Here is an 18,365-nt window from a genome sequence, read left to right as displayed (position 1 = left end):
CGTCATACCTCCTGCGTGGCGGCCGGGTTCTCGCGCAGTCGCTGGGCGGCGTCACGCGCAGCGGCCACGATGTTCTGGTATCCGGTGCAGCGGCACAGATTTCCTTCGAGGCCGTGCCGCACGTCCTCGTCGCTCGGATCGGAGTTCTCGGAGAGCAGATCGATGGTCGCCATGATCATCCCGGGCGTACAGAAGCCGCACTGCAGGGCGTGCTTCTCGCGGAACGCCTCCTGGACCGGATGCAGGCTGCCGTTCTCGGAGAGCCCTTCGACGGTGGTGACCGAGTGTCCGTCGGCCTGTACCGCGAGCATCGAGCACGACTTGACGCTGCGGTCGTCGAGCAACACGGTGCAGGCGCCGCAGTTGCTCGTGTCGCAGCCGACCACCGTGCCCACCTTCCCGAGCCGATCTCTGAGGTAGTGGACGAGAAGCAGTCGCGGTTCCACGTCGTCCGTGTACTGCGTTCCGTCTACGGTGACAGTGATGCGCATCGATCCTCCAAGTACCTCGCGTAGCGCAGTGATACAGATCACTGACACTCTGCTGCATATCGCGCGTAGAAAGGACCCGAATCGCCGAAATCGCCTTCGTGCTCGCGATCGGAGGCGGAAGCCGTCACGAGAGGAAACCGGATGACCCGCCGCCTCGAGGACAAGGTCGCCTTCATCACCGGAGTCGCGCGCGGTCAGGGCCGTGCCCACGCGGTCCGGCTCGCGCAGGAGGGCGCGCAGATCGTCGGTATCGATCTCGCCGGTCCGCTGCCGGGCGTCCCCTACGATTCCCCCACGCCCGAGGACCTCGACGAGACCCGCCGGCTGGTCGAGGCGGAGGGCGCGAAGGCGCATCTGGTGCAGTGCGACGTCCGCGATCTCGACGGCACGAAGGCGGTGCTCGAGGAGGGTGTCGCGCAGTTCGGCGGGCTCGACGTCGTGGTCGCCAACGCGGGTATCTGCATCCCGCAGACGTGGGACGAGATCACCCCCGAGAGCTTCCGCGACACCCTCGACATCAACGTCACCGGCGTGTGGAACACGATCACCGCGGCCGCCCCGCACCTCATCACCCGCGGCGGCGGTTCGATCGTCGTGACCAGCTCGCTCGCCGGCGTGAAGCTGCAGCCGTTCATGGTGCACTACACGACCAGCAAGCACGCCCTCGTCGGGATGGCGCGGGCCTTCGCCGCCGAACTCGGACAGCACGACATCCGGGTCAACAGCATCCACCCGGGCGCGGTGAACACACCCATGGGATCCGGTTCGATGCGCGACCGCATCGCCCAGACGGCCGAGAGCAACCCCCGGCTCGGCGGCATGACCATGCCCTTCCTGAACAAGTACATGGCCGAGGCGGACGAGATCGCGAACATGGTCGCCTTCCTCGCGTCCGACGAGTCCGCCTTCGTCACCGCCCAGAGCTTCGCGATCGACGGTGGTGCTCAGTACTTCTGAGCGCCGATGTGCTCCTCGTGGGCGTGGATCGGTCCGCGTGTCTCCGCGAGGCGGCCGCCACCCCCGCCCCAGCGCAGCGCGATGATCTCGGCGGCGATCGACACCGCGGTCTCCTCCGGGGTTCGGGCCCCGAGGTCCAGACCGATCGGCGACGACAGGCGTGCCAGTTCCTCCTCGGTCAGTCCCGTCTCCCGCAGACGCTCCATCCGGTCGTCGTGTGTGCGGCGCGACCCCATAGCTCCCACGTAGGCCACGTCGAGCCGTAGGGCGACCTCGAGGAGCGGGACGTCGAACTTCGGGTCGTGGGTGAGCACCGTGATGACGGTGCGGGCGTCCACGCGTCCGGCCTCGGCCTCGGCCGCGAGATAGCGGTGCGGCCAGTCGACGATCACCTCGTGGGCGCCGGGGAAGCGGGCCTCGGTGGCGAACACTCCGCGCGCGTCGCACACGGTCACCGTGTAGCCCAGGAAGGAGCCGAGCCGGGCCATCGCCGACGCGAAGTCGATCGCCCCGAACACGATCAGCCGCGGTGGGGGCTGGAAGACGTTGACGAACACCGACATCCCCTCGCCGCGACGCTCACCGTCGGTGCCGTAGTGGAGGGTGCCCGAGCGTCCCACCTCGAGCAGTCCGCGCGCGTCGTCGACGACGGCGTCGTGCATGCGGGACGAGGCGAGCTGTCCGTCGGCGCGGTCGCGCCACACGACCAGCCGTCGTCCCCGCACGGCCGGATCGGGATGGGCGGTGACGGTCGCGAGTGCGACGGGTTCGCCCGCCCGGACGGAGTCGAGCAGGTCGGTGAAGGCGGGGAAGGATGCGGCGTCGATCCGTTCGACGAAGACGTCGATGATGCCGCCGCAGGTCAGACCGACGGAGAAGGCGTCGTCGTCGGAGACGCCGTAGCGCTGCAGTACCGGCTGCCCGCTGTCGATGACGGACCGGCCGAGTTCGTAGACGTCGCCTTCGACGCACCCGCCCGAGACGCTGCCGGTGACGGTGCCGTCCTGCGCGACCAGCATCGATGCACCCGGTCCCCGGGGCGCCGATCGGAAGGTCGAGACCACGGTGCCCACCGCGACGGCCTCCCCGCCCCGGTACCGCCGGTCGAGCTCGTCCAGAATTTCACGCACGCCGAACCTCCTCGAGAAGTTCTTCCAGTGTCGCAAGGCTGTGTCCCGCGAGCAGACGATCGATGTGCGGCAGGGCCGCGGAGATACCCGACTGGATCGGTTCGTATCCGGCGCCGCCGGCGTGCGGGTTCACCCACAGCACGCGGTGCGCGAGGCGATGCAGCTGCGCCATGCGTTCCCCGAGCAGCGAGGCGTCGCCGCGCTCCCAGCCGTCGGAGAAGATCACCACCACCGCGCCGCGCGCGAAACCCCTGCGCCCCCAACGATCCAGGAACGCGCCGAGCGTGTCGCCGAGACGTGTCCCGCCCGCCCAGTCCGGTACCGCACGCGAGGCCCCGGCGAGCGCGATCTGCGAGTCGCGGGCACGCAGCGCACGCGACAGGCGGGTCAGCCGCGTGCCGAGGGAGAACACCTCGGTGGACGACGGCGCGGCACGCGTGACGACGTGCGCGAACCGCAGAAGCGCGTCGGCGTAGGGAGTCATCGAACCGGACACGTCGATCAGCAGCACCACCCGGCGCGGTCTGGTCGCCCGTGCACGGTGCCGCGGCCGGACGGGTTCGCCTCCGCTCGCCAGCATGTCGCGCAGGGTGTGCCGCGGGTCCACCGGCCCGCGGCGGGAGGGCTTCGACCGCAATCCCCGACGCGTCGGGGGACGGGGTTGCAGCCGCGCGAGCAGTTCGGCGAGGTGAGCGCGTTCGGCGGTCGTCAGTTCGGCCACGTCGCGGTGCCGGAGGACGTCGGTGTCGTCCGCCGCGACCTGCAGTCGTGGCGCGTCGTCACCGGAGTCGCCCTCGGCACCCTCACCTCGGGTCAGCGCGGCGATCCGCGCGGTGCGGGTGCGTTGCCCGTGGGTGCGCGAGCCGGTGGGGACGGTGTCGCCGAACCAGTGGACGAAGGCCGCGTCGTAGCGGGCCGTGTCGTCCGGCGTGCGGCACAGGGTGGCGCGGCCCGCCCAGTAGACCTGCACGGGATCCCCGACGTCGACGTGTGCGAGGGCGTCGAGATAGGTGGCGGTGGCGTCGAGGGCGACGGGCAGACCGGCGGCGGCGAGGGCGCGGCAGAAACCGGCCAGCCCGACGACCGGACCGGGCGCGAGCCGATCCGTCGCGGGTGCGCTACGACCTGCGGCCACTCGCCCTCCTGTCCACGTCCCACGAGCCCGCGAAGGGTCTCGACCGCCGACGGTACTGCGCGTGCCGCGTCCCGGCTGTCGGATGCGACAGATCGTGCGAAAGCCCCGGTGAGCCGATCGGAGTCCTCAGCGGCCCGACGACTCGGCCATCTCGGCGATCCGCAGGTCGCGGGTGCGTCTCTGATGCGCGACCATCAACTCCTGGGCGCGTTCGCCGTCTCCTTCGGCGACGGCCTCGTAGAGAGCCTCGTGTTCGCGTTCGATGAGGTCGAGATTCGCCGGGGTCCGTGACGCCTTGCCGTCGTAGACGTGCAGCCGGGCGTCGAGCAGTTCCATCAGCTCGACGATGGTGGGGTTGTGCGCGGCGAGCCGCAGCGCCACGTGCCATTCCGCATGCAGTCGCAGGCGGTCGGCCGGGGACTGTTCCGCACGGGCCTCGTCGAGGCTGCGGCGCAGTCTCGCGAGATCGAGTTCGGTGCGCCGTTGCGCAGCGGACAGTGCGACGGCCGATTCGAGGGCGATCCGTGCTTCGCAGATGTCGAGGATCTCCTCCTGGCTGCGTTCGAGGACCCGGAATCCGCGTGAGACCTTCGTCACGAGGCCTTCGATCTCGAGGCGGATGAGGGCTTCGCGAACGGGGGTCCGGGAGACGCCCAGCTGCTCACCCACCGTGGCGGGAACGAGCAGATCGCCGGGCGGGTGCACCCCGTCCAGGATCCGTCTTCGCAGTTCCCGGTACGGATTCCCCGCCGTGGCCGCCATCTCGTGTCCTCCCCTGCCGACTCGTGTGGCGCCGGTCTCGGATCCCGGACCGCCGGACCAGGACTACCACGGGGTGCATGCTTTGTACACCTTTTGGATTCATGTGTATACAAATGACGACATTTGCGTTCATTCGGACGTAGCGTGCCGTGCGACCGCATCACCGACAGGGAGAAGACATGACCGACCACACCGCACGACCCGGCCTCGGGAACCGGCGATGAGCGACGCCACCGTCTCCGTCGCGCCCGCCGTCACGGCGCCGAACCGCGGCCTCGGCCGCCTGCGCACCCCGCACTGGACGACCCTGCTGCCCTGGGTCGTGCCCGTGCTCGTCCTCGTCGGATGGCAATGGGCGTCGAGCACCGGCGTGATCTCGGCGGCGATCCTGCCGCCGCCCACGGACGTCTTCGACGCCGCGCGGTCGCTGTGGTCCACCGGCGAACTGCAGTCGCACATCCTCGTGAGCCTGCGCCGTATCGCCGTCGGATTCGTCGTCGGTGCCGCGATCGGTCTCGCCTTCGGCTTCGCCGTGGGCCTGTCCCGCATCGCCGAAGGCCTGTTCGACCGCACCCTCCAGATGGTGCGCGCGCTGCCTCATCTCGCCCTCGTGCCGCTGCTCATCGCGGCCTTCGGGATCGGGGAGATGCCCAAGGTCCTGCTCGTGACGCTCGGCGTGATCTTCCCGGTCTACCTCAACACCGTCAGCGGTATCCGCACGGTCGACGAGAAGCTCATCCAGCTCGGGAAGTCCTACGGGCTCGGCCGCGGCCAGTTGATCCGCGAGGTGATCGTCCCCGGCGCGATGCCCATGATCCTCACCGGCATCCGGTACGCCCTCGGCGTCGCGTGGCTGACCCTCGTCATCGCCGAGACCATCGCCACCCGCGAAGGCATCGGCTACCTCGCGCAGAACGGCCGCGACATGCTCCGCAACGAACGCATCGTGCTCGCGATCGTCCTCTACGCCGGCGCAGGTCTGCTCGCCGACCAGATCACCCGCTTCATCGAAGCCCGCGTGCTGCGCTGGAACCCGAACTACCGGAAGGCGGCACGATGACCACCGCACGCGGACTCGTCGGGCTCGAACTGGTCTCCATCGGACGCCGCTACGGCGACAACCAGGTTCTCCGCGATCTCGACCTGACCATCGACCCGGGCGACTTCGTCGCGATCCTCGGACCCAGCGGCGTCGGCAAGTCGACCCTGCTGCGCATCCTCGCCGGACTCGAGGAGCCCAGCTCGGGCACCATGACCCCGATCGGTGACGTACCGGCGGGTGGGCCGACCGCGCGGATGATGTTCCAGGAGGACCGTCTCCTGCCCTGGAAGTCGGTGCTCGACAACGTCGCCCTGGGCACGAAGGGGCAGCGGGACAAGGCTGCCGAGCTGCTCGCACAGGTCGGTCTCGCCGGCCGTGAGAAGGCCTGGCCCGCAGAACTGTCCGGCGGACAACGCCAGCGTGTCGCGCTCGCCCGCGCGCTGATGCACCGCCCCGACGTCCTGCTGCTCGACGAACCCTTCGGTGCGCTCGACGCCATCACCCGGGTCACGATGCAGCAGCTCCTCGAGAACATCCTCGCCGAACATCCGCGCACGGTCCTGCTCGTCACCCACGACGTCGAGGAAGCGCTCGTACTCGCCGACCGCGTCCTGCTGCTCACCCCGCAAGGCATCACACGTGATCTCCGTGTACCCCAGGCACGTCCGCGTCACCGCGGCGACGCACAGCTCGCGGAGTGGAAGGAAGAGCTGCTCGACGGTCTGCTCGAGGCCGACCGCGCGGTGCACGCAGCCACCGGATCCTGACCCCTCACTGTTCCCGGAACCATCGAAAGGTCCCCCCGCATCATGAACGCTCTGCCCCGCCCCGTCCTCGATCGCCGCGGATTCCTGCGTGCCGCAGGTATCGGCGCGCTCGGACTCGCCGGCCTCGGTGCCCTCACCGCGTGCAGTTCGGACGATTCGGCGAACGACGGTGAGCTCACGGAGGTCCGGTACGCGCTCATCGGCGACGGCAAGGCCGAGCCCGGCGCCGTGCTCTCCCACAACATCGGCGGGTTCGATGTCTCCGCCGATCTCGGTGTGCCGGTGAACTTCCAGTCCGGCTTCACGGCGTCCCTTCCGGTCATGGAGGCGATCAAGGCCGGCAGCATCGACTTCTCCTTCGCCACCGCCACCGCGGTGATCTACGGCATCGGCGGCAACGTGCCGTTCGTGCCGCTCGTCGCCTACCCGCTGCCGAGCAACGAGGTCGACATCCTCGTGCCCAACGGGTCCGACATCCGGAGCGCTGCGGATCTGAAGGGCCGCAAGGTCGCCGACCAGCAGGGCACCACCGGAACCTACAGCCTCGTCAAGTACCTCGAGACCGCGGGACTGACCCTCGACGACATCGAGTACAGCAATCTCACCGCCGCCGACGCCGAAGCAGCCTTCGCGCAGGGCAAGGTCGACGCGTGGATCAACTGGCAGCCCACGATCGAACTGGCCCGCCGCAAGCACGACGCCGACACGCTGCCCGACGTGAAGACCTACGACTACGCGTTCTTCGTCGCCAGCGAGAAGTTCGCCTTCGAACACCCCGAGATCGCCGCGAAGCTCGCGCGCAACGTCCGCGACGCGCAGCGCTGGATCGAGGCGCAGCCCGACGTCGCGGTCGACGAGTTCGCCGCCCTCGGAGGCTTCGGCGACTCGCAGCTCGAGAAGGAGGTCTACCGCGATCTCGTCGTCGACCGGCGCCTGTCCTACTCGGGCGCAGGCGAGTTCACCGCGGTGGACACCGCTGCGATCGACGGGACCCAGGACCTCGCCGACAACTTCCATGCACTCGGGGTGTACCCGGAGACGGTCGATGTGCGGAGCTGGCTGTCCGACAGTCGTTTCGACTCCGTCCGTGCCGCCGTCACCGCCGAACTGGCACAGGTCTGACCGGACCCGTTCCGGTACACAGCAAGTCAGGAGTTCTCGTGACCAAGAAGATGCACCTCGCCGCGTTCATCACCGCGGGACCGGGCCGACCCGGCGGGTGGCGCCTGCCCGACTCGGTGCCCGGCTGGCTCGATGCGAGCTACTACCAGAACATGGCACGCACCCTCGAGGACGGCCGGTTCGACCTCGCCTTCTTCGCCGACATCGTCTCCGTGCCCGATCGTTTCGGCGGCAGCACCGATTCGCAACTGCGGTACGGTGCCCTCGGATCCCTGCGGGTGGATCCGCTGCCGGTCATCGCGTCGATGGCGGCCGTGACCCGTCACCTCGGCCTCGCCGCGACGGTCTCGACGACCTACGCGCAACCGTTCACCGTGGCACGGTCGTTCGCCAGCCTCGACCACCTGTCCGGCGGTCGCGCGGCCTGGAACATCGTGACCTCCTTCCAGGAATCCGAGGCGCGGAACTTCAACCTGGACGAGCAGTTCGACCGTTCCACGCGGTACGAGCGAGCCGACGAATTCCTCGAGGTGGCGGGCAAGCTCTGGGACAGCTGGGACGACGACGCGCTCGTGCTCGACGTCGAGCAGCCTCTGTTCGCCGACCCCGACAAGGTCCACCGGGTCGACCACAAGGGCCGCTACTTCTCGGTGCAGGGACCGCTCAACGTTCCCCGTCCGCCGCAGGGATATCCGGTGCTCATCCAGGCCGGCGCGTCCTCGAAGGGCAAGGACTTCGCAGCCCGCTGGTCGGACGTGATCTTCTGCAGCCACGCGTCCAAGGAATCGGCTCAGGCGTTCTACACGGAGATCAAGGAGCGTGCCGCGACGTTCGGGCGCGATCCGGAGGAGATCAAGATCCTCCCGTCGATCACGCCGGTGGTCGGACCGACCACCGCTCGCGCGAAGGAACTCGCCGACGAGATCTTCGAGCTGGTCCCGCCGATCGGTGGATTGTCCACGCTCGCATACCACCTCGACGTCGACCTCTCGACCTTCCCGCTCGACGAGCGTCTCCCCGAGGTCGAGGTGCCCGGTGTGGCAGGGCACTACCACGAGGTCCGGGAGATCACCGAGCGCGAGGGGCTGACACTGCGGCAGCTCGGCAAGCAGTACGGCGGACGGTACGAGGGCAACTTCATCGGAACCGCGGACGAGGTCGCGGACGGCCTGCAGGACTGGTTCGAGGACGGTGCCGCCGACGGGTTCACCCTGCAGGTGCCCTACCAGCCCGGTGGCTTCGAGTCCTTCACCCGGCAGGTCGTGCCGCAGTTGCAGAAGCGCGGCATCTTCCGCACCGAGTACGAGGGCTCGACCCTGCGGGAGAATCTGGGGCTGACCCGTCCCGCCTCCGGTGAATGGCAGCGGCGTTCCGGGGCACAGGGATGAGCACGGCCGGACGGACGGATACCCCTGTGACCGGAAACGGGACGGAGCACGACGCCGTGGTCACGGGAACGGTGACCACCGAGACGGGACGCTTCGTCGTCAGTGCCCGCAGCAACCATCTCGTCACCGATTCCCGCCTCGCCGGGGGTGAGGCCGTACACGCCGGGGAACTGCTCCTCGCCGCACTCACCTCCTGTGCGATGGCCAACTTCGAGCACAATGCGAAGGAGGACGGTCTGCGGATCGACGGGATCGTCACCCGCGCCGCGCACACCCGTGGCACCGTGGACCCGACCCGGTACGACCGCACCGTACTCGAGATCGAGGTCTCCGGAGTCGAGTACGAGGACGCCTTCGCGCTCGGCCGGAAGTTCGTCGCCGCCTGCCCGATCTACAACACGATCAAGCGGGGGAGCGGGATCGAACTGACGATCAACGGGCGCCTGTTCACGGAATGACGGCCGGCGGTGGGATGACGGCGATCGTCATCCCACCGCTGTCGTCCCCCGCTCTCATCCGACCGCCAGGTTGTCGAGTCCGGCACGGGTGACCCGGTCGATGTCCTCGCGGTACTTCAACACGGCACCGAGTGTCGCCGCGGCGGTCGTCGCGTCGAGGACGTCGCGGTCGAGGGCGACCAGTGCGCGCGCCCAGTCGAGGGATTCGGCGATCCCCGGTGGCTTCAGGAGATCCTGTTCGCGGAGTGAACGCACCGCGCGGGAGATCTGCTCGGCGAGGGGGTGCCCCAGACCGGGTAACCGCCGCTGCAGGATCGCGATCTCGCGTTCGAGATCGGGATGCTCCACCCAGTGGTACAGACAGCGGCGCTTGAGTGCGTCGTGCACCTCGCGAGTGCGGTTGGAAGTGAGTACCACCAGCGGTGGGACCTCCGCGCGGATCTCACCCAGTTCGGGGACCGTCACCGCGTTCTCGTCGAGCAACTGGAGCAGGAACGCCTCGAACTCGTCGTCGGCGCGGTCGATCTCGTCGACGAGCAGCACGCACGGTGAGTCGGTGAGCGCCTGCAACAACGGGCGGACGAGGAGATAGCGCTCGGTGTAGAGGGAGCGTTCCGCAGCGTCCGCATCGAGCGCGCCGTCGCTCGCCGCCTCGAGCGACCGCAGATGGAGCAGCTGCCGGGGGAAATCCCAGTCGTAGAGGGCCTGCGATGCGTCGATGCCCTCGTGGCACTGCAACCGGACCATCGGCAGATCCAGGGCCTGGGCGAGAGCCGCTGCGAGCGAGGTCTTCCCGGTTCCGGGCTCGCCTTCGCAGAAGAGCGGCCGGCCCATACGCATCGCGAGGAAGGCGACGGTCGCCAGTCCGTCGTCGGCGAGATAACCCGTGGTCCCGAGAGCAGCCGAGAGTTTCTCGGGTGAGTCGATGCGTGTCGCGTCACCGGTCATGAGGCGAGCCTAGATGCTCACCCGCCCCACGACCGGCGACTGCAACGATCGGTCGGCTCAGCCCTCGACGTGCGCGAGCGGCGCGATCTCACCGGCGAACAGCGTTGCGCATCCGGGGCACAACATCGTCGGTGCGGTGGTCCAGCCGTTCATACGGGCATAGAGCTCGGCCTGCGGCCTGCTCTGTGCAACGGTCCGGTAGCAATGATCGCAATGGTCGCAACGGAAGACCCACCGGTCACCGGAGAGCGGGTCGCGGTGCGGCATCATGTCCACCTCGATATCGATCGATCAACTCGGCGAATCGATGTCGTCGCACGGTCGGATCGTCCGGCCGTGCCGGTTCCTCTCAGGGAACCGGCTTGCCCATCACGCGGGCCCACCATCCGTCGAGGGGGCTCGGGTCGGGCCAGCGGATCGTGTCGTCCGCGATGTGGTTCGGCCGGGATGTCGTGTCCTGCTGTCCCTGTCCGGTTCTCGGTGAATCGTGTTGTGCATTGCGCACTGGGGTCACCCCTTATTGCTATCGGTGCGTCCCTTGGCCGGACGCACTCCTACGCACTTCTGAGGCGTTCTCGAATCTTAGCCCGGTTCTCGTGAGCCGGTCCGGGCTTCATGTTGTTTGTGCAGGTAGAAGAGGTTCAAGAGGTCGGTGGCGAGGGAGGAGGCCTGCTGTCCAGTGCGGAGCGCAGACGGTCGTTGTCCTCTCTCAGCGCCGCATTGCTCGCTTCGAGTTCGAGGATCCGGGCGACTCCGGCGATATTGATGCCGGAGCCCACCAGTTCGACGATCCGTTGCACGGTCTCGAGATCGTTGTCGCTGTAGCGGCGCGTCCCGCCCGCCGTGCGGGCGGGGTTCAGCAGCCCTCGGCGTTCGTACAGGCGCAGGGTCTGCGGGTCGAGTCCGGAGAGTTCGGCGGCCACCGAGATGCCGTAGACCCCGCGCTGGGCGCGGGGCGACCGATCAGGCGTCGCGCGCAGGAGCGGATCGAACGTCATCGTTTCCTCCGGTCGGCGGAGTCGGTGTTCTCGGGTCGCACCGCGGTCATCCGCGGCCTTGACCGAAGTGTATCACCGGGGCCATAATAAATCTGTGCCGGATGGCATAGATAATTTGAGAGTGTGGCCGTAACGAACGGCCGGACAGTCGGAGGTGACAGACAGATGTTGATGCGCACCGACCCGTTCCGCGACGTCGATCGTCTCGCGCAGCAGGTGCTCGGCACCATGGCCCGACCGGCGGTGATGCCGCTCGATGCGTGGCGGGAGGACGACCGCTTCATCGCCGAGTTCGATCTCCCCGGTGTCGAGGTCGACTCGATCGAACTCGACGTCGAACGCAACGTGCTCACCGTCCGCGCCGAACGTCCGGAGGTCGATCGCGACCAGGAGTTCGTCTCGACCGAACGGCCCAGAGGTGTCTTCACCCGACGTCTGTTCCTCGGTGACACCCTCGATACCGATCGGATCGAAGCGCACTACCGCAACGGCGTTCTGCGGGTGACGATCCCGGTCGCGGAGAAGGCCCGGCCCCGCAAGATCACCGTCATCGACGCGGAGAGGAACGGTCAGGCCGCGATCGCAAGTTGAGTCGACGCGAACGACCGGGCCCGGGGAAGCGCCCCCCGGGCCCGGTTTCTTCGCGGCTCCTACGGCTTCAGGCCGATCTTGATGGCGCCGTCCTGCTTCTTCTGGAAGATCTCGTACGCGTGAGGCGCGTCGTCGAGCGGGAGGCGGTGGGTCGCGAAGTCGTCGACCCCCAACGGATCCTCGTCGGTCAGCAGCGGCAGGATCTCCGGGACCCAGTTCAACACGTTGGCCTGACCCATGTGGAGACGGATCTGCTTGTCGAACAGGGTGAGCATCGGCATCGGGTCCGCCGCCCCGCCGTACACACCGCTCAACGAGATCGCGCCACCACGCCGCACGACGTCGATCGCGGTGTACAGCGCGTGGAGACGGTCCACTCCGGCCTTCTCCATGAACGGCTCGGCGATCGCCGACGGCAGGAAACCGGCGGCACTCTGGGCGAGCTTCGCGACGGGCGAGCCGTGCGCCTCCATACCCACGGCGTCGATCACAGAATCGGTGCCGCGCCCGTTCGTCATGTCACGGATCATGTCGCCGGGGTTGTTGTCGACCTCGCGCAGATCGACGACCTCGATACCGCGGGACGCCGCGCGGGCCAGTCGCTCGGGAACCATGTCCACGCCGATCACGCGAGCACCCTTGTGCGCCGCGATGCGCGCGGCCATCTCACCGATGGGGCCGAGGCCGAGCACCGTGACACTGCCGCCGTCGGGGATCTCCGCGTACTCGACGGCCTGCCACGCGGTGGGCAGCACGTCGGAGAGGTAGACGAAACGGTCGTCGGCCGGCCCTTCCGGGACCTTGATGTGGGTGGCGTCGGCATGGGGGACGCGCAGATATTCGGCCTGCCCGCCGGGCACGCTGCCGTAGAGCTTCGAGTAGCCGAACAGGGCGGCACCGGTGCCCTCCTCACGGACCTGCGTGGTCTCGCACTGCGAATGCAGGCCGTGGGTACACATGAAGCACTGGCCGCAACACACCTGGAAGGGGATCACCACCCGGTCACCGGGCTTCAGTTTCGTGACGCCGGAGCCGACCTCCTCGACGATGCCCATCGGTTCGTGACCGAGGATGTCGCCGGGAGTCATGAAGGCTCCCAACACCTCGTACAGGTGCAGATCGGAGCCGCAGATGTTGGTGGTGGTGACGCGGATGACGGCGTCACCGGCCTCCTGGATCGTCGGATCGGGCACCGTATCGACGCTCACGTTGCGGCGCCCCTGCCATGTCACTGCCTTCATGTCGCTCCTCGGCTCCTCGGGTGCAGGAATGTCGGGTCGTACCCGGCACGTGTCCCTCGATGCCTACCCGCGCTCGGAGCGGGCAAACGCCGGACCGGAAGAGGTCGCCTGCCGCAGGAGGCCAGGTTTGCGGAGTGCGGGGGAGAGGTATGTCGCCGTAGAACCGAATTCACCGCGACACACGTCTGCGGCCGCTCTACGGGAGCGCAGCCGCACAGAAGGAGGTCAGGTGACCACGTCGGACCCCGAACATCATGGAAACCAGGATCCCGACCCTGCACGCACCCCGGATCTGGAACCCGGCGGTGGCGTAGCGCCCGGATCGACGCCCCCCGATTCGGGGACGACGTCCGGGCTGTCCGCACCGGAGCCCGACACGAGGAAGCGATTCCCCATCAGCGGGTGGCTCACGCTGCTCGCCGTCGCGGTGATCGTGATCATCTTCGTGGTCGCGATCTTCGGCATCCTGTCCTGACGGTTCGGCCGGAGCCGCGCCGCGGAGCTTCTCGTCAGCGTCCGCGACGCGGTAGCCGCACGACCTGCACGAAGAATTCGTCGATCTGCTTCACGGCACCGATGAACTGGTCGAGATCGACCGGCTTGGTGACGTACGCATTGGCGTGCAGCTTGTAACTGCGGAGAATGTCCTCCTCCGCCGACGAGGTCGTGAGCACCACGATCGGGATGTCGGACAGTTCCGGATCGGACTTGATCTTCGTCAGCACCTGACGGCCGTCGTATTTCGGCAGGTTCAGGTCGAGCAGGATCAGATCCGGGCGCGGCGCACCCTCGTATTCGCCCCGGCGGTACAGGAAGTCGAGTGCTTCCGCCCCGTCGCGGACGACGTGGAGGGCGTTGCCGATCTTGTTGTCCTCGAATGCTTCACGGGTCATCAGCTCGTCGCCGGGATCGTCCTCGACCAACAGGACGTCCACCGGTCGGGCAGCGGGATAGGTCACGATCGTGCTCCTCATGACGTTGTCCCCTGCTTCTGCTCGACGGGGCGTGATGCGGTTCCGAGGGTGAAGCAGATTCGAGTGCCCTCGGTATGAGTATCGCCGTACTCGGTGTCGATCCAGATTCTTCCAGCGTGATACTCGACGATTTTCTTGCACAGCGCCAGTCCGATACCGGTGCCCTGGTAATCGTCGCGAGGATGCAGCCGCTGGAAGATGACGAACACCTTCTCGGCGTACTCGCTGTCGATTCCGATGCCGTTGTCGGTGACGCAGAAGTGCCACTGCGGACCGTCCGACTCGTCCTCGACCTTTTCGCACTCGATCCTGATCACCGGGGTGCGATCGGGATGTCGGAACTTGATGGCGTTGCCGACCAGGTTCTGCCACAGCATCGTCAGCAGAGTGGGGTCGCCGGTCAGTTCGGGAAGGTCGTCGGGACGTTCGATCCGCGCCTGCGACTCCTCGACGGACGCGGAGAGATTGAACAACGCCTTCTCGAGCGGTCGGCCGAGGTCGACCCGGACGTAGGCGTCGTGGACGCGTCCGACCCGGGAGAAGGCGAGCAGATCGCTGATCAGCACCTGCATCCGTTTCGCGCCGTCCACGGCGTATTCGACGTACTGCCGTCCGCGATCGTCGAGGACGTCGCCGTACCGCTTCTCGAGCAGCTGGCAGAAGGACGCGACCTTCCGCAGCGGTTCCTGCAGGTCGTGCGATGCGACGTAGGCGAACTGCTCGAGTTCGGTGTTCGAGCGACGGAGTTCCTCGGCCTGGGAATCGAGATCCTCGGTCTGTTTCGCGAGCAGGGTCTGCTGCTTCCGGGAGTCCGCCAACGCGTCCGCGATACGACCGCGCATCGTCTCGACATCGAGGGCGAGTGCCCGGATGTCCTTCGGTCCCTGGGGGTAGATGTGCTGGTAGAAGTTCTCCTCCAGCGCGACCCGGCGGCTGGCCCCGCGGAGCCTGGCGAGCGGCACGGCGACGAGGTTGTGGACGAGAACCACCGTGGCGAGACCGGTGAGGATGAACGTGATCACCATCGCGATCAGCACCGAATTGCGGATGGTGCGGGACTCCGCGAGTTCGTCGAGGTCCTCCGCCAGGACGTTGGAGAGCGCGCTGTTCTCCTGGGCGAACATCGACCGGATCTCACCGAAGGCCAGCCGGTCCTGCTCCGCCAGGGCCGGATCGACGGGACGCGGCTCCCCGGGGACGACGGTCTCGATGATCGGCTCTGCGTACTGCGTCCGCCACTGCGCAGCGGCGGCCTCGATGGTGTCGATGTCGGCGAGCAGATCCGGATGCTCGGCGAGGAGCACGCGAAGACGATCGAGCGCGACCTGCTGGTTCTCCTGACCCGCACGGTACGGCCCGAGGAAGACGGGTTCGGTCGTGAGCGCGTACCCGCGGACCGCGGTCTGTTGATCGAGCAGAGCGGTCTGCAAGTTGAAGGCCTGCGTCATCGCCGGCTGGATCCGCTCGGTCACCTCGTCGGTGATCTGCACGGTGCGCTGGATGAAGATCCCGCCCACGATCGAACCGACGACGGCGAACACCGCGAGGAGCGCGAACGCCAACTGGAACCAGCTCTGCACGGCCAGCCGCGAGGAGATGCGCTCGATACGCGGTTCGGGAACCGAAGGATCCCTCATCGCTGCACCGTCGCTCCGACTTCGGCGGAACGCACGAAACCGATCACATCCACCCCAGCTTCCCGGTCCGTGCCCGATTCGCGCCTACGGGCGACGAATCCCGACGGCGGTGCGGTCCCGGACCTGTCGGTCTGCGAACACACGTATGGACGGGCTGTCTGTTGAACCCGAATGCGAACTGTAGCCGACCGGTGGAGCCGTCCCGATCCGGCCACGGGCCGAAGCGGCTGCACCGAGTGTCGGAACGCGACTAGGGTCGGTCGCATGACACGACGAGTGAGTGTGTGGGGTGGCGCGTTCTGGCTCGGTCGGAAGGTTCGCGAGCAGGCGCTCGGCGCTGCCCGCGAACTGGAGGAGCTCGGGTACTCCCGGTTGTGGACGTCCGGCGGATTCCAGGACGGTTTCCCCTCCGTCTACGGGGAACTGCTCGCGGCGACGACGACGCTCGAACTGGCGAGCGGCATCATCAGCATCTGGCACGCCGACCCGGAGACCACGGCCGCTGCGGTCGCCGATCTGGAGTCGCGGTATCCCGGTCGTTTCCTGCTGGGAGTCGGAACGAGTCACGCTCCCGTCGTCGACGCGCGGGAGAACACCAGCTACACCAAGCCCTACAGCCGGATGGTCGAGTACCTCGACGGTCTCGATGCGGCGTCGACGCCGGTGCCCACCGATCGCAGGGTCCTCGCGGCGCTCGGCCCGCGCATGCTGAAGCTGTCCGCCGAGCGCGCGGCAGGAGCCCATCCGTACTTCGTTCCGCCCGAGCACACGGCGGTCGCGCGTGAGGCCCTCGGCTCGGAGCCGTTGCTCGCGCCCGAGGTGGCCGTCGTCCTCGAAACCGACGAGACCGTCGCGCGCGGCATCGCCCGCGAGTACATGCGCGGTTATCTCGCGCTGCCGAACTACTCGAACAACCTGCGTCGTCTCGGGTACACCGACGAGGACCTCGCCGACGGTGGCAGCGACGCCTTGATGGACGTGCTCATCCCGTGGGGTGATCTCGACAGCGTCGTCGCCGGCATCGAGAAGCACTACGCCGCCGGTGCCGACGAGGTGGCCATCCAGGTGCTCACCGCGGATCCGTTCACCTTCCCGAGCGAGGGCTACCGGCAGCTCGCGTCCGCGCTGCTGAGCTGAGGCCACCGAACCCCGAGGGCGCCGCACCCCGAGGTCACCGAACCTCGAGGTCACCGGACTCCGAGACCTCCGGACCGGTGCGGCCGCTCAGATCGGCCGCACCGTGAGGATCTGGGACATCGTGCCGATCGGGCCGGTCGCATCGTGCAGCACCGTGCTCGTCAGGCCGATGCCGTCGGCGCCGAACGAGACCGACGTATCGAAGCCGATCCATTCACCGCGGGGTTCGGCGAACAGGTGCGCGGTCAGGTCGAGGTTGGGGAAGGCGACCGTCCTCGGATCGGCACGCACCGCCATGCCGTTGGCGATGTCGAACAGGCCGGCCGTGGCGGCGAGATCGCTGACCTTCTCGGCCTCCACGAGCGGAAGATCGGTACGCACCCAGAACGAGGCCCGTCCGGGTGCGGTCGAGACGCGACGCACCTCCACCGAGTCGATGAATCCTCCCGGCCACAGCGTCGTCGGGTCCCAGGGTTCGCAGTCCTCGGGCGACGGGATCGGCTGCAGCGTGGTGCCGGCGATCTCCGCGGTGGGGCGAGTCTGCATCAGCCACGCGCGGGCACGCACGATCGCGCGCCCGTCGTAGGCGAGTGTCGCTTCCACGAGTTCGATGGTGCGTCCGGGCCGCAGGACCTCGACGGTCGTGACGACGGGACCGACGGGCACGGTGCCGAGGATGTCGTACGACAGGCGTCCGATCGCGAGGTCGTCGTCGCGCCGCGCGTCGCGGTCGCATTCGACGACGTGGGCGATCAACCCGAGGGCGGGCGCGATGTGCTGCTCCGTCTCGTTCCACGCCCCACCGACGTGTTCGGTGGCGCGGAAGGAGGTCGGGCCGAGTCGTTCGAAGTAGCTCATGCGGTCTCCGTTCGTGCCGGCTCTGCCGCGAGAGCCGAGGGGGTCGCGGCGAGAGCTGCCAGTGCCATGCGTCGCAGCACCGCGCGGGTGCCCTCGGGGGAACGCGGGTCGGCACTGTGCGGTGTCGAGTTGATGAGTCCGAAGGTCGCGTGCGCCATCGTGCGCGCATCGGATTCGGGCAGTGCGGGGTCGATGCGGCGCAGGACGTCGACCCAGATCTCGACGTAGCGACGCTGGGTCACCCTCACCTCCCGCTGCCCTTCGTCGGGGAGGGACGTGAACTCGCGGTCCTGCACGCGGATGAGATCGGGCTCGCCCAGCGCGAAGTCGAGATGGAAGTCGACCAGCCCCTCGAGGGCGTCGCGCGGGTCGGGCGTCGTCTCGGCGACCTGCGTGCCACCTGCGAGGAGGCGGCGGCTGATCTCGACGAGGATCTCGACGAGCAGGGCGTCCTTGTTGGGGAAGTGCCGGTACACAGCGGGACCGCTGATCCCCACGGCCGCACCGAGATCTTCGAGGCGGACTCCGGGGAATCCGCGTTCGGCGATCAGGTGCGCCGCGGCACGCAGGAGGTCCCGTCGGCGTTCCGCCTTGGCGAGGCTACGCCGCGTCGGGCGTCCCGATGCGGTCGAGACGTCGATCGCGGACTCGGTCATGAAAATCTCCGCTCGGTGTGGTCTGGACAACTCGGTTAATCATAACTAACCTAGATTTCAGTTAATGGCGATT

The 18,365-nt window shown here is 68.0% G+C and carries 21 protein-coding genes; 9 read left to right on the top strand and 12 right to left on the bottom strand.

From position 1 onward, the window contains the following. Nucleotides 1–2 precede the first annotated feature (2 nt). Complete coding sequence (locus U9J23_RS23805) at nucleotides 3–491, bottom strand: (2Fe-2S)-binding protein (RefSeq protein ID WP_088899510.1); 489 nt, start codon at nucleotides 489–491, stop codon at nucleotides 3–5. Between the two features lie 141 nt (nucleotides 492–632). Here U9J23_RS23805 and U9J23_RS23800 point away from each other — a divergent pair, with 141 nt between their 5' ends. Further along, the gene (locus tag U9J23_RS23800) at nucleotides 633–1,448 is read left to right on the top strand and encodes a mycofactocin-coupled SDR family oxidoreductase (protein ID WP_272266173.1); all 816 of its coding nucleotides are present in this window, start codon (nucleotides 633–635) and stop codon (nucleotides 1,446–1,448) included. On the opposite strand, the gene U9J23_RS23795 is transcribed toward U9J23_RS23800, so the two are convergent. The 3 genes from U9J23_RS23795 to U9J23_RS23785 all read right to left on the bottom strand — a co-directional run bounded on the left by U9J23_RS23795 (nucleotide 1,436) and on the right by U9J23_RS23785 (nucleotide 4,475). After that, nucleotides 1,436–2,578 carry an XdhC family protein gene (locus U9J23_RS23795; protein WP_272266171.1) on the bottom strand — a complete coding sequence of 381 codons (1,143 nt, stop codon included), beginning with the start codon at nucleotides 2,576–2,578 and terminating at the stop codon, nucleotides 1,436–1,438. The genes U9J23_RS23800 and U9J23_RS23795 overlap by 13 nt on opposite strands. Continuing rightward, nucleotides 2,571–3,713, bottom strand: coding sequence for a vWA domain-containing protein (locus tag U9J23_RS23790; RefSeq protein ID WP_272266169.1), 1,143 nt, complete (start codon nucleotides 3,711–3,713; stop codon nucleotides 2,571–2,573). The genes U9J23_RS23795 and U9J23_RS23790 overlap by 8 nt, the downstream gene beginning before the upstream one ends. 126 nt (nucleotides 3,714–3,839) lie before the next feature. Then, entirely contained in the window at nucleotides 3,840–4,475 is a 636-nt protein-coding gene (locus U9J23_RS23785; RefSeq protein ID WP_272266168.1) for a GntR family transcriptional regulator, read from the bottom strand. Between the two features lie 220 nt (nucleotides 4,476–4,695). Here U9J23_RS23785 and U9J23_RS23780 point away from each other — a divergent pair, with 220 nt between their 5' ends. From U9J23_RS23780 to U9J23_RS23760, 5 genes are read left to right on the top strand one after another with little or no spacing between them, the layout of a single operon-like run. Continuing rightward, on the top strand, nucleotides 4,696–5,535 hold the full coding sequence (locus tag U9J23_RS23780; RefSeq protein WP_272266167.1) for an ABC transporter permease: 840 nt from the start codon (nucleotides 4,696–4,698) through the stop codon (nucleotides 5,533–5,535). Further along, on the top strand, nucleotides 5,532–6,284 hold the full coding sequence (locus U9J23_RS23775) for an ABC transporter ATP-binding protein (RefSeq protein ID WP_272266166.1): 753 nt from the start codon (nucleotides 5,532–5,534) through the stop codon (nucleotides 6,282–6,284). Before U9J23_RS23780 ends, U9J23_RS23775 begins: the two co-directional genes overlap by 4 nt. Nucleotides 6,285–6,326: 42 nt before the next feature. Continuing rightward, nucleotides 6,327–7,406, top strand: a complete 1,080-nt coding sequence (locus U9J23_RS23770; protein WP_272266164.1) for an NrtA/SsuA/CpmA family ABC transporter substrate-binding protein — start codon at nucleotides 6,327–6,329, stop codon at nucleotides 7,404–7,406. Between the two features lie 50 nt (nucleotides 7,407–7,456). Further along, nucleotides 7,457–8,794, top strand: coding sequence for an LLM class flavin-dependent oxidoreductase (locus tag U9J23_RS23765; RefSeq protein WP_272266351.1), 1,338 nt, complete (start codon nucleotides 7,457–7,459; stop codon nucleotides 8,792–8,794). Nucleotides 8,795–8,820: 26 nt separating this feature from the next. Next, nucleotides 8,821–9,252, top strand: a complete 432-nt coding sequence (locus U9J23_RS23760) for an OsmC family protein (protein ID WP_272266162.1) — start codon at nucleotides 8,821–8,823, stop codon at nucleotides 9,250–9,252. A gap of 54 nt (nucleotides 9,253–9,306) precedes the next feature. Here the strand turns inward: U9J23_RS23760 and U9J23_RS23755 are convergent, their stop codons facing one another. The 3 genes from U9J23_RS23755 to U9J23_RS23745 form a co-directional block, all read right to left on the bottom strand. Further along, entirely contained in the window at nucleotides 9,307–10,200 is an 894-nt protein-coding gene (locus U9J23_RS23755) for an AAA family ATPase (protein WP_272266160.1), read from the bottom strand. A gap of 57 nt (nucleotides 10,201–10,257) precedes the next feature. Continuing rightward, a complete protein-coding gene (locus tag U9J23_RS23750; protein ID WP_143533348.1) occupies nucleotides 10,258–10,470 on the bottom strand; it encodes a hypothetical protein in 213 nt (70 codons plus the stop codon). Nucleotides 10,471–10,841: 371 nt separating this feature from the next. Continuing rightward, complete coding sequence (locus tag U9J23_RS23745; RefSeq protein ID WP_059384390.1) at nucleotides 10,842–11,198, bottom strand: MerR family transcriptional regulator; 357 nt, start codon at nucleotides 11,196–11,198, stop codon at nucleotides 10,842–10,844. Between the two features lie 165 nt (nucleotides 11,199–11,363). Between U9J23_RS23745 and U9J23_RS23740 the strand changes: the two genes are divergently transcribed. After that, nucleotides 11,364–11,789 (top strand): Hsp20/alpha crystallin family protein, encoded by a 426-nt coding sequence (locus U9J23_RS23740; protein ID WP_059384391.1) that lies wholly within the window; start codon nucleotides 11,364–11,366, stop codon nucleotides 11,787–11,789. Between the two features lie 59 nt (nucleotides 11,790–11,848). Here the strand turns inward: U9J23_RS23740 and U9J23_RS23735 are convergent, their stop codons facing one another. Then, complete coding sequence (locus U9J23_RS23735; RefSeq protein WP_059384392.1) at nucleotides 11,849–13,030, bottom strand: zinc-dependent alcohol dehydrogenase; 1,182 nt, start codon at nucleotides 13,028–13,030, stop codon at nucleotides 11,849–11,851. Nucleotides 13,031–13,259: 229 nt separating this feature from the next. Between U9J23_RS23735 and U9J23_RS23730 the strand changes: the two genes are divergently transcribed. Next, nucleotides 13,260–13,505 (top strand): DUF6480 family protein, encoded by a 246-nt coding sequence (locus U9J23_RS23730; RefSeq protein WP_024102438.1) that lies wholly within the window; start codon nucleotides 13,260–13,262, stop codon nucleotides 13,503–13,505. A gap of 34 nt (nucleotides 13,506–13,539) precedes the next feature. Here U9J23_RS23730 and U9J23_RS23725 read toward each other — a convergent pair whose 3' ends face one another. Both U9J23_RS23725 and U9J23_RS23720 read right to left on the bottom strand, forming a co-directional pair. Then, nucleotides 13,540–14,004 (bottom strand): response regulator, encoded by a 465-nt coding sequence (locus tag U9J23_RS23725; RefSeq protein ID WP_174479677.1) that lies wholly within the window; start codon nucleotides 14,002–14,004, stop codon nucleotides 13,540–13,542. Continuing rightward, nucleotides 14,001–15,641: a sensor histidine kinase gene (locus tag U9J23_RS23720; RefSeq protein WP_106200971.1), complete on the bottom strand. Its 1,641-nt coding sequence runs from the start codon at nucleotides 15,639–15,641 to the stop codon at nucleotides 14,001–14,003. Before U9J23_RS23720 ends, U9J23_RS23725 begins: the two co-directional genes overlap by 4 nt. Before the next feature lie 264 nt (nucleotides 15,642–15,905). Here U9J23_RS23720 and U9J23_RS23715 point away from each other — a divergent pair, with 264 nt between their 5' ends. Beyond that, nucleotides 15,906–16,778, top strand: coding sequence for an LLM class F420-dependent oxidoreductase (locus U9J23_RS23715; RefSeq protein ID WP_202400343.1), 873 nt, complete (start codon nucleotides 15,906–15,908; stop codon nucleotides 16,776–16,778). Nucleotides 16,779–16,865: 87 nt separating this feature from the next. On the opposite strand, the gene U9J23_RS23710 is transcribed toward U9J23_RS23715, so the two are convergent. Together U9J23_RS23710 and U9J23_RS23705 are read right to left on the bottom strand one after the other, a co-directional pair. Continuing rightward, nucleotides 16,866–17,636, bottom strand: a complete 771-nt coding sequence (locus U9J23_RS23710) for a thioesterase family protein (protein ID WP_272266150.1) — start codon at nucleotides 17,634–17,636, stop codon at nucleotides 16,866–16,868. Then, entirely contained in the window at nucleotides 17,633–18,292 is a 660-nt protein-coding gene (locus U9J23_RS23705) for an SACE_7040 family transcriptional regulator (protein WP_059384396.1), read from the bottom strand. Before U9J23_RS23705 ends, U9J23_RS23710 begins: the two co-directional genes overlap by 4 nt. Between the last annotated feature and the right edge of the window lie 73 nt (nucleotides 18,293–18,365).

The sequence above is a fragment of the Rhodococcus sp. PD04 genome (genome assembly GCF_035918275.1).
GTDB classification, from domain to species: Bacteria; Actinomycetota; Actinomycetes; order Mycobacteriales; family Mycobacteriaceae; genus Rhodococcus; species Rhodococcus rhodochrous.
Note: the sequence above shows the minus strand (reverse complement) of the source record. Positions and strands in the feature narration are given on the sequence as shown.

Excerpts from the sequence above, each read along its gene's own strand:
- U9J23_RS23785 (WP_272266168.1), bottom strand. The coding sequence starts at position 4,475 with ATGGCGGCCACGGCGGGGAATCCGTACCGGGAACTGCGAAGACGGATC.
- U9J23_RS23805 (WP_088899510.1), bottom strand. The coding sequence starts at position 491 with ATGCGCATCACTGTCACCGTAGACGGAACGCAGTACACGGACGACGTG.
- U9J23_RS23710 (WP_272266150.1), bottom strand. The coding sequence starts at position 17,636 with ATGAGCTACTTCGAACGACTCGGCCCGACCTCCTTCCGCGCCACCGAA.
- U9J23_RS23765 (WP_272266351.1), top strand. The coding sequence starts at position 7,457 with ATGCACCTCGCCGCGTTCATCACCGCGGGACCGGGCCGACCCGGCGGG.
- U9J23_RS23770 (WP_272266164.1), top strand. The coding sequence starts at position 6,327 with ATGAACGCTCTGCCCCGCCCCGTCCTCGATCGCCGCGGATTCCTGCGT.
- U9J23_RS23715 (WP_202400343.1), top strand. The coding sequence starts at position 15,906 with ATGACACGACGAGTGAGTGTGTGGGGTGGCGCGTTCTGGCTCGGTCGG.
- U9J23_RS23750 (WP_143533348.1), bottom strand. The coding sequence starts at position 10,470 with ATGATGCCGCACCGCGACCCGCTCTCCGGTGACCGGTGGGTCTTCCGT.
- U9J23_RS23735 (WP_059384392.1), bottom strand. The coding sequence starts at position 13,030 with ATGAAGGCAGTGACATGGCAGGGGCGCCGCAACGTGAGCGTCGATACG.
- U9J23_RS23800 (WP_272266173.1), top strand. The coding sequence starts at position 633 with ATGACCCGCCGCCTCGAGGACAAGGTCGCCTTCATCACCGGAGTCGCG.
- U9J23_RS23745 (WP_059384390.1), bottom strand. The coding sequence starts at position 11,198 with ATGACGTTCGATCCGCTCCTGCGCGCGACGCCTGATCGGTCGCCCCGC.
- U9J23_RS23705 (WP_059384396.1), bottom strand. The coding sequence starts at position 18,292 with ATGACCGAGTCCGCGATCGACGTCTCGACCGCATCGGGACGCCCGACG.
- U9J23_RS23755 (WP_272266160.1), bottom strand. The coding sequence starts at position 10,200 with ATGACCGGTGACGCGACACGCATCGACTCACCCGAGAAACTCTCGGCT.
- U9J23_RS23720 (WP_106200971.1), bottom strand. The coding sequence starts at position 15,641 with ATGAGGGATCCTTCGGTTCCCGAACCGCGTATCGAGCGCATCTCCTCG.
- U9J23_RS23740 (WP_059384391.1), top strand. The coding sequence starts at position 11,364 with ATGTTGATGCGCACCGACCCGTTCCGCGACGTCGATCGTCTCGCGCAG.
- U9J23_RS23780 (WP_272266167.1), top strand. The coding sequence starts at position 4,696 with ATGAGCGACGCCACCGTCTCCGTCGCGCCCGCCGTCACGGCGCCGAAC.
- U9J23_RS23725 (WP_174479677.1), bottom strand. The coding sequence starts at position 14,004 with ATGAGGAGCACGATCGTGACCTATCCCGCTGCCCGACCGGTGGACGTC.
- U9J23_RS23775 (WP_272266166.1), top strand. The coding sequence starts at position 5,532 with ATGACCACCGCACGCGGACTCGTCGGGCTCGAACTGGTCTCCATCGGA.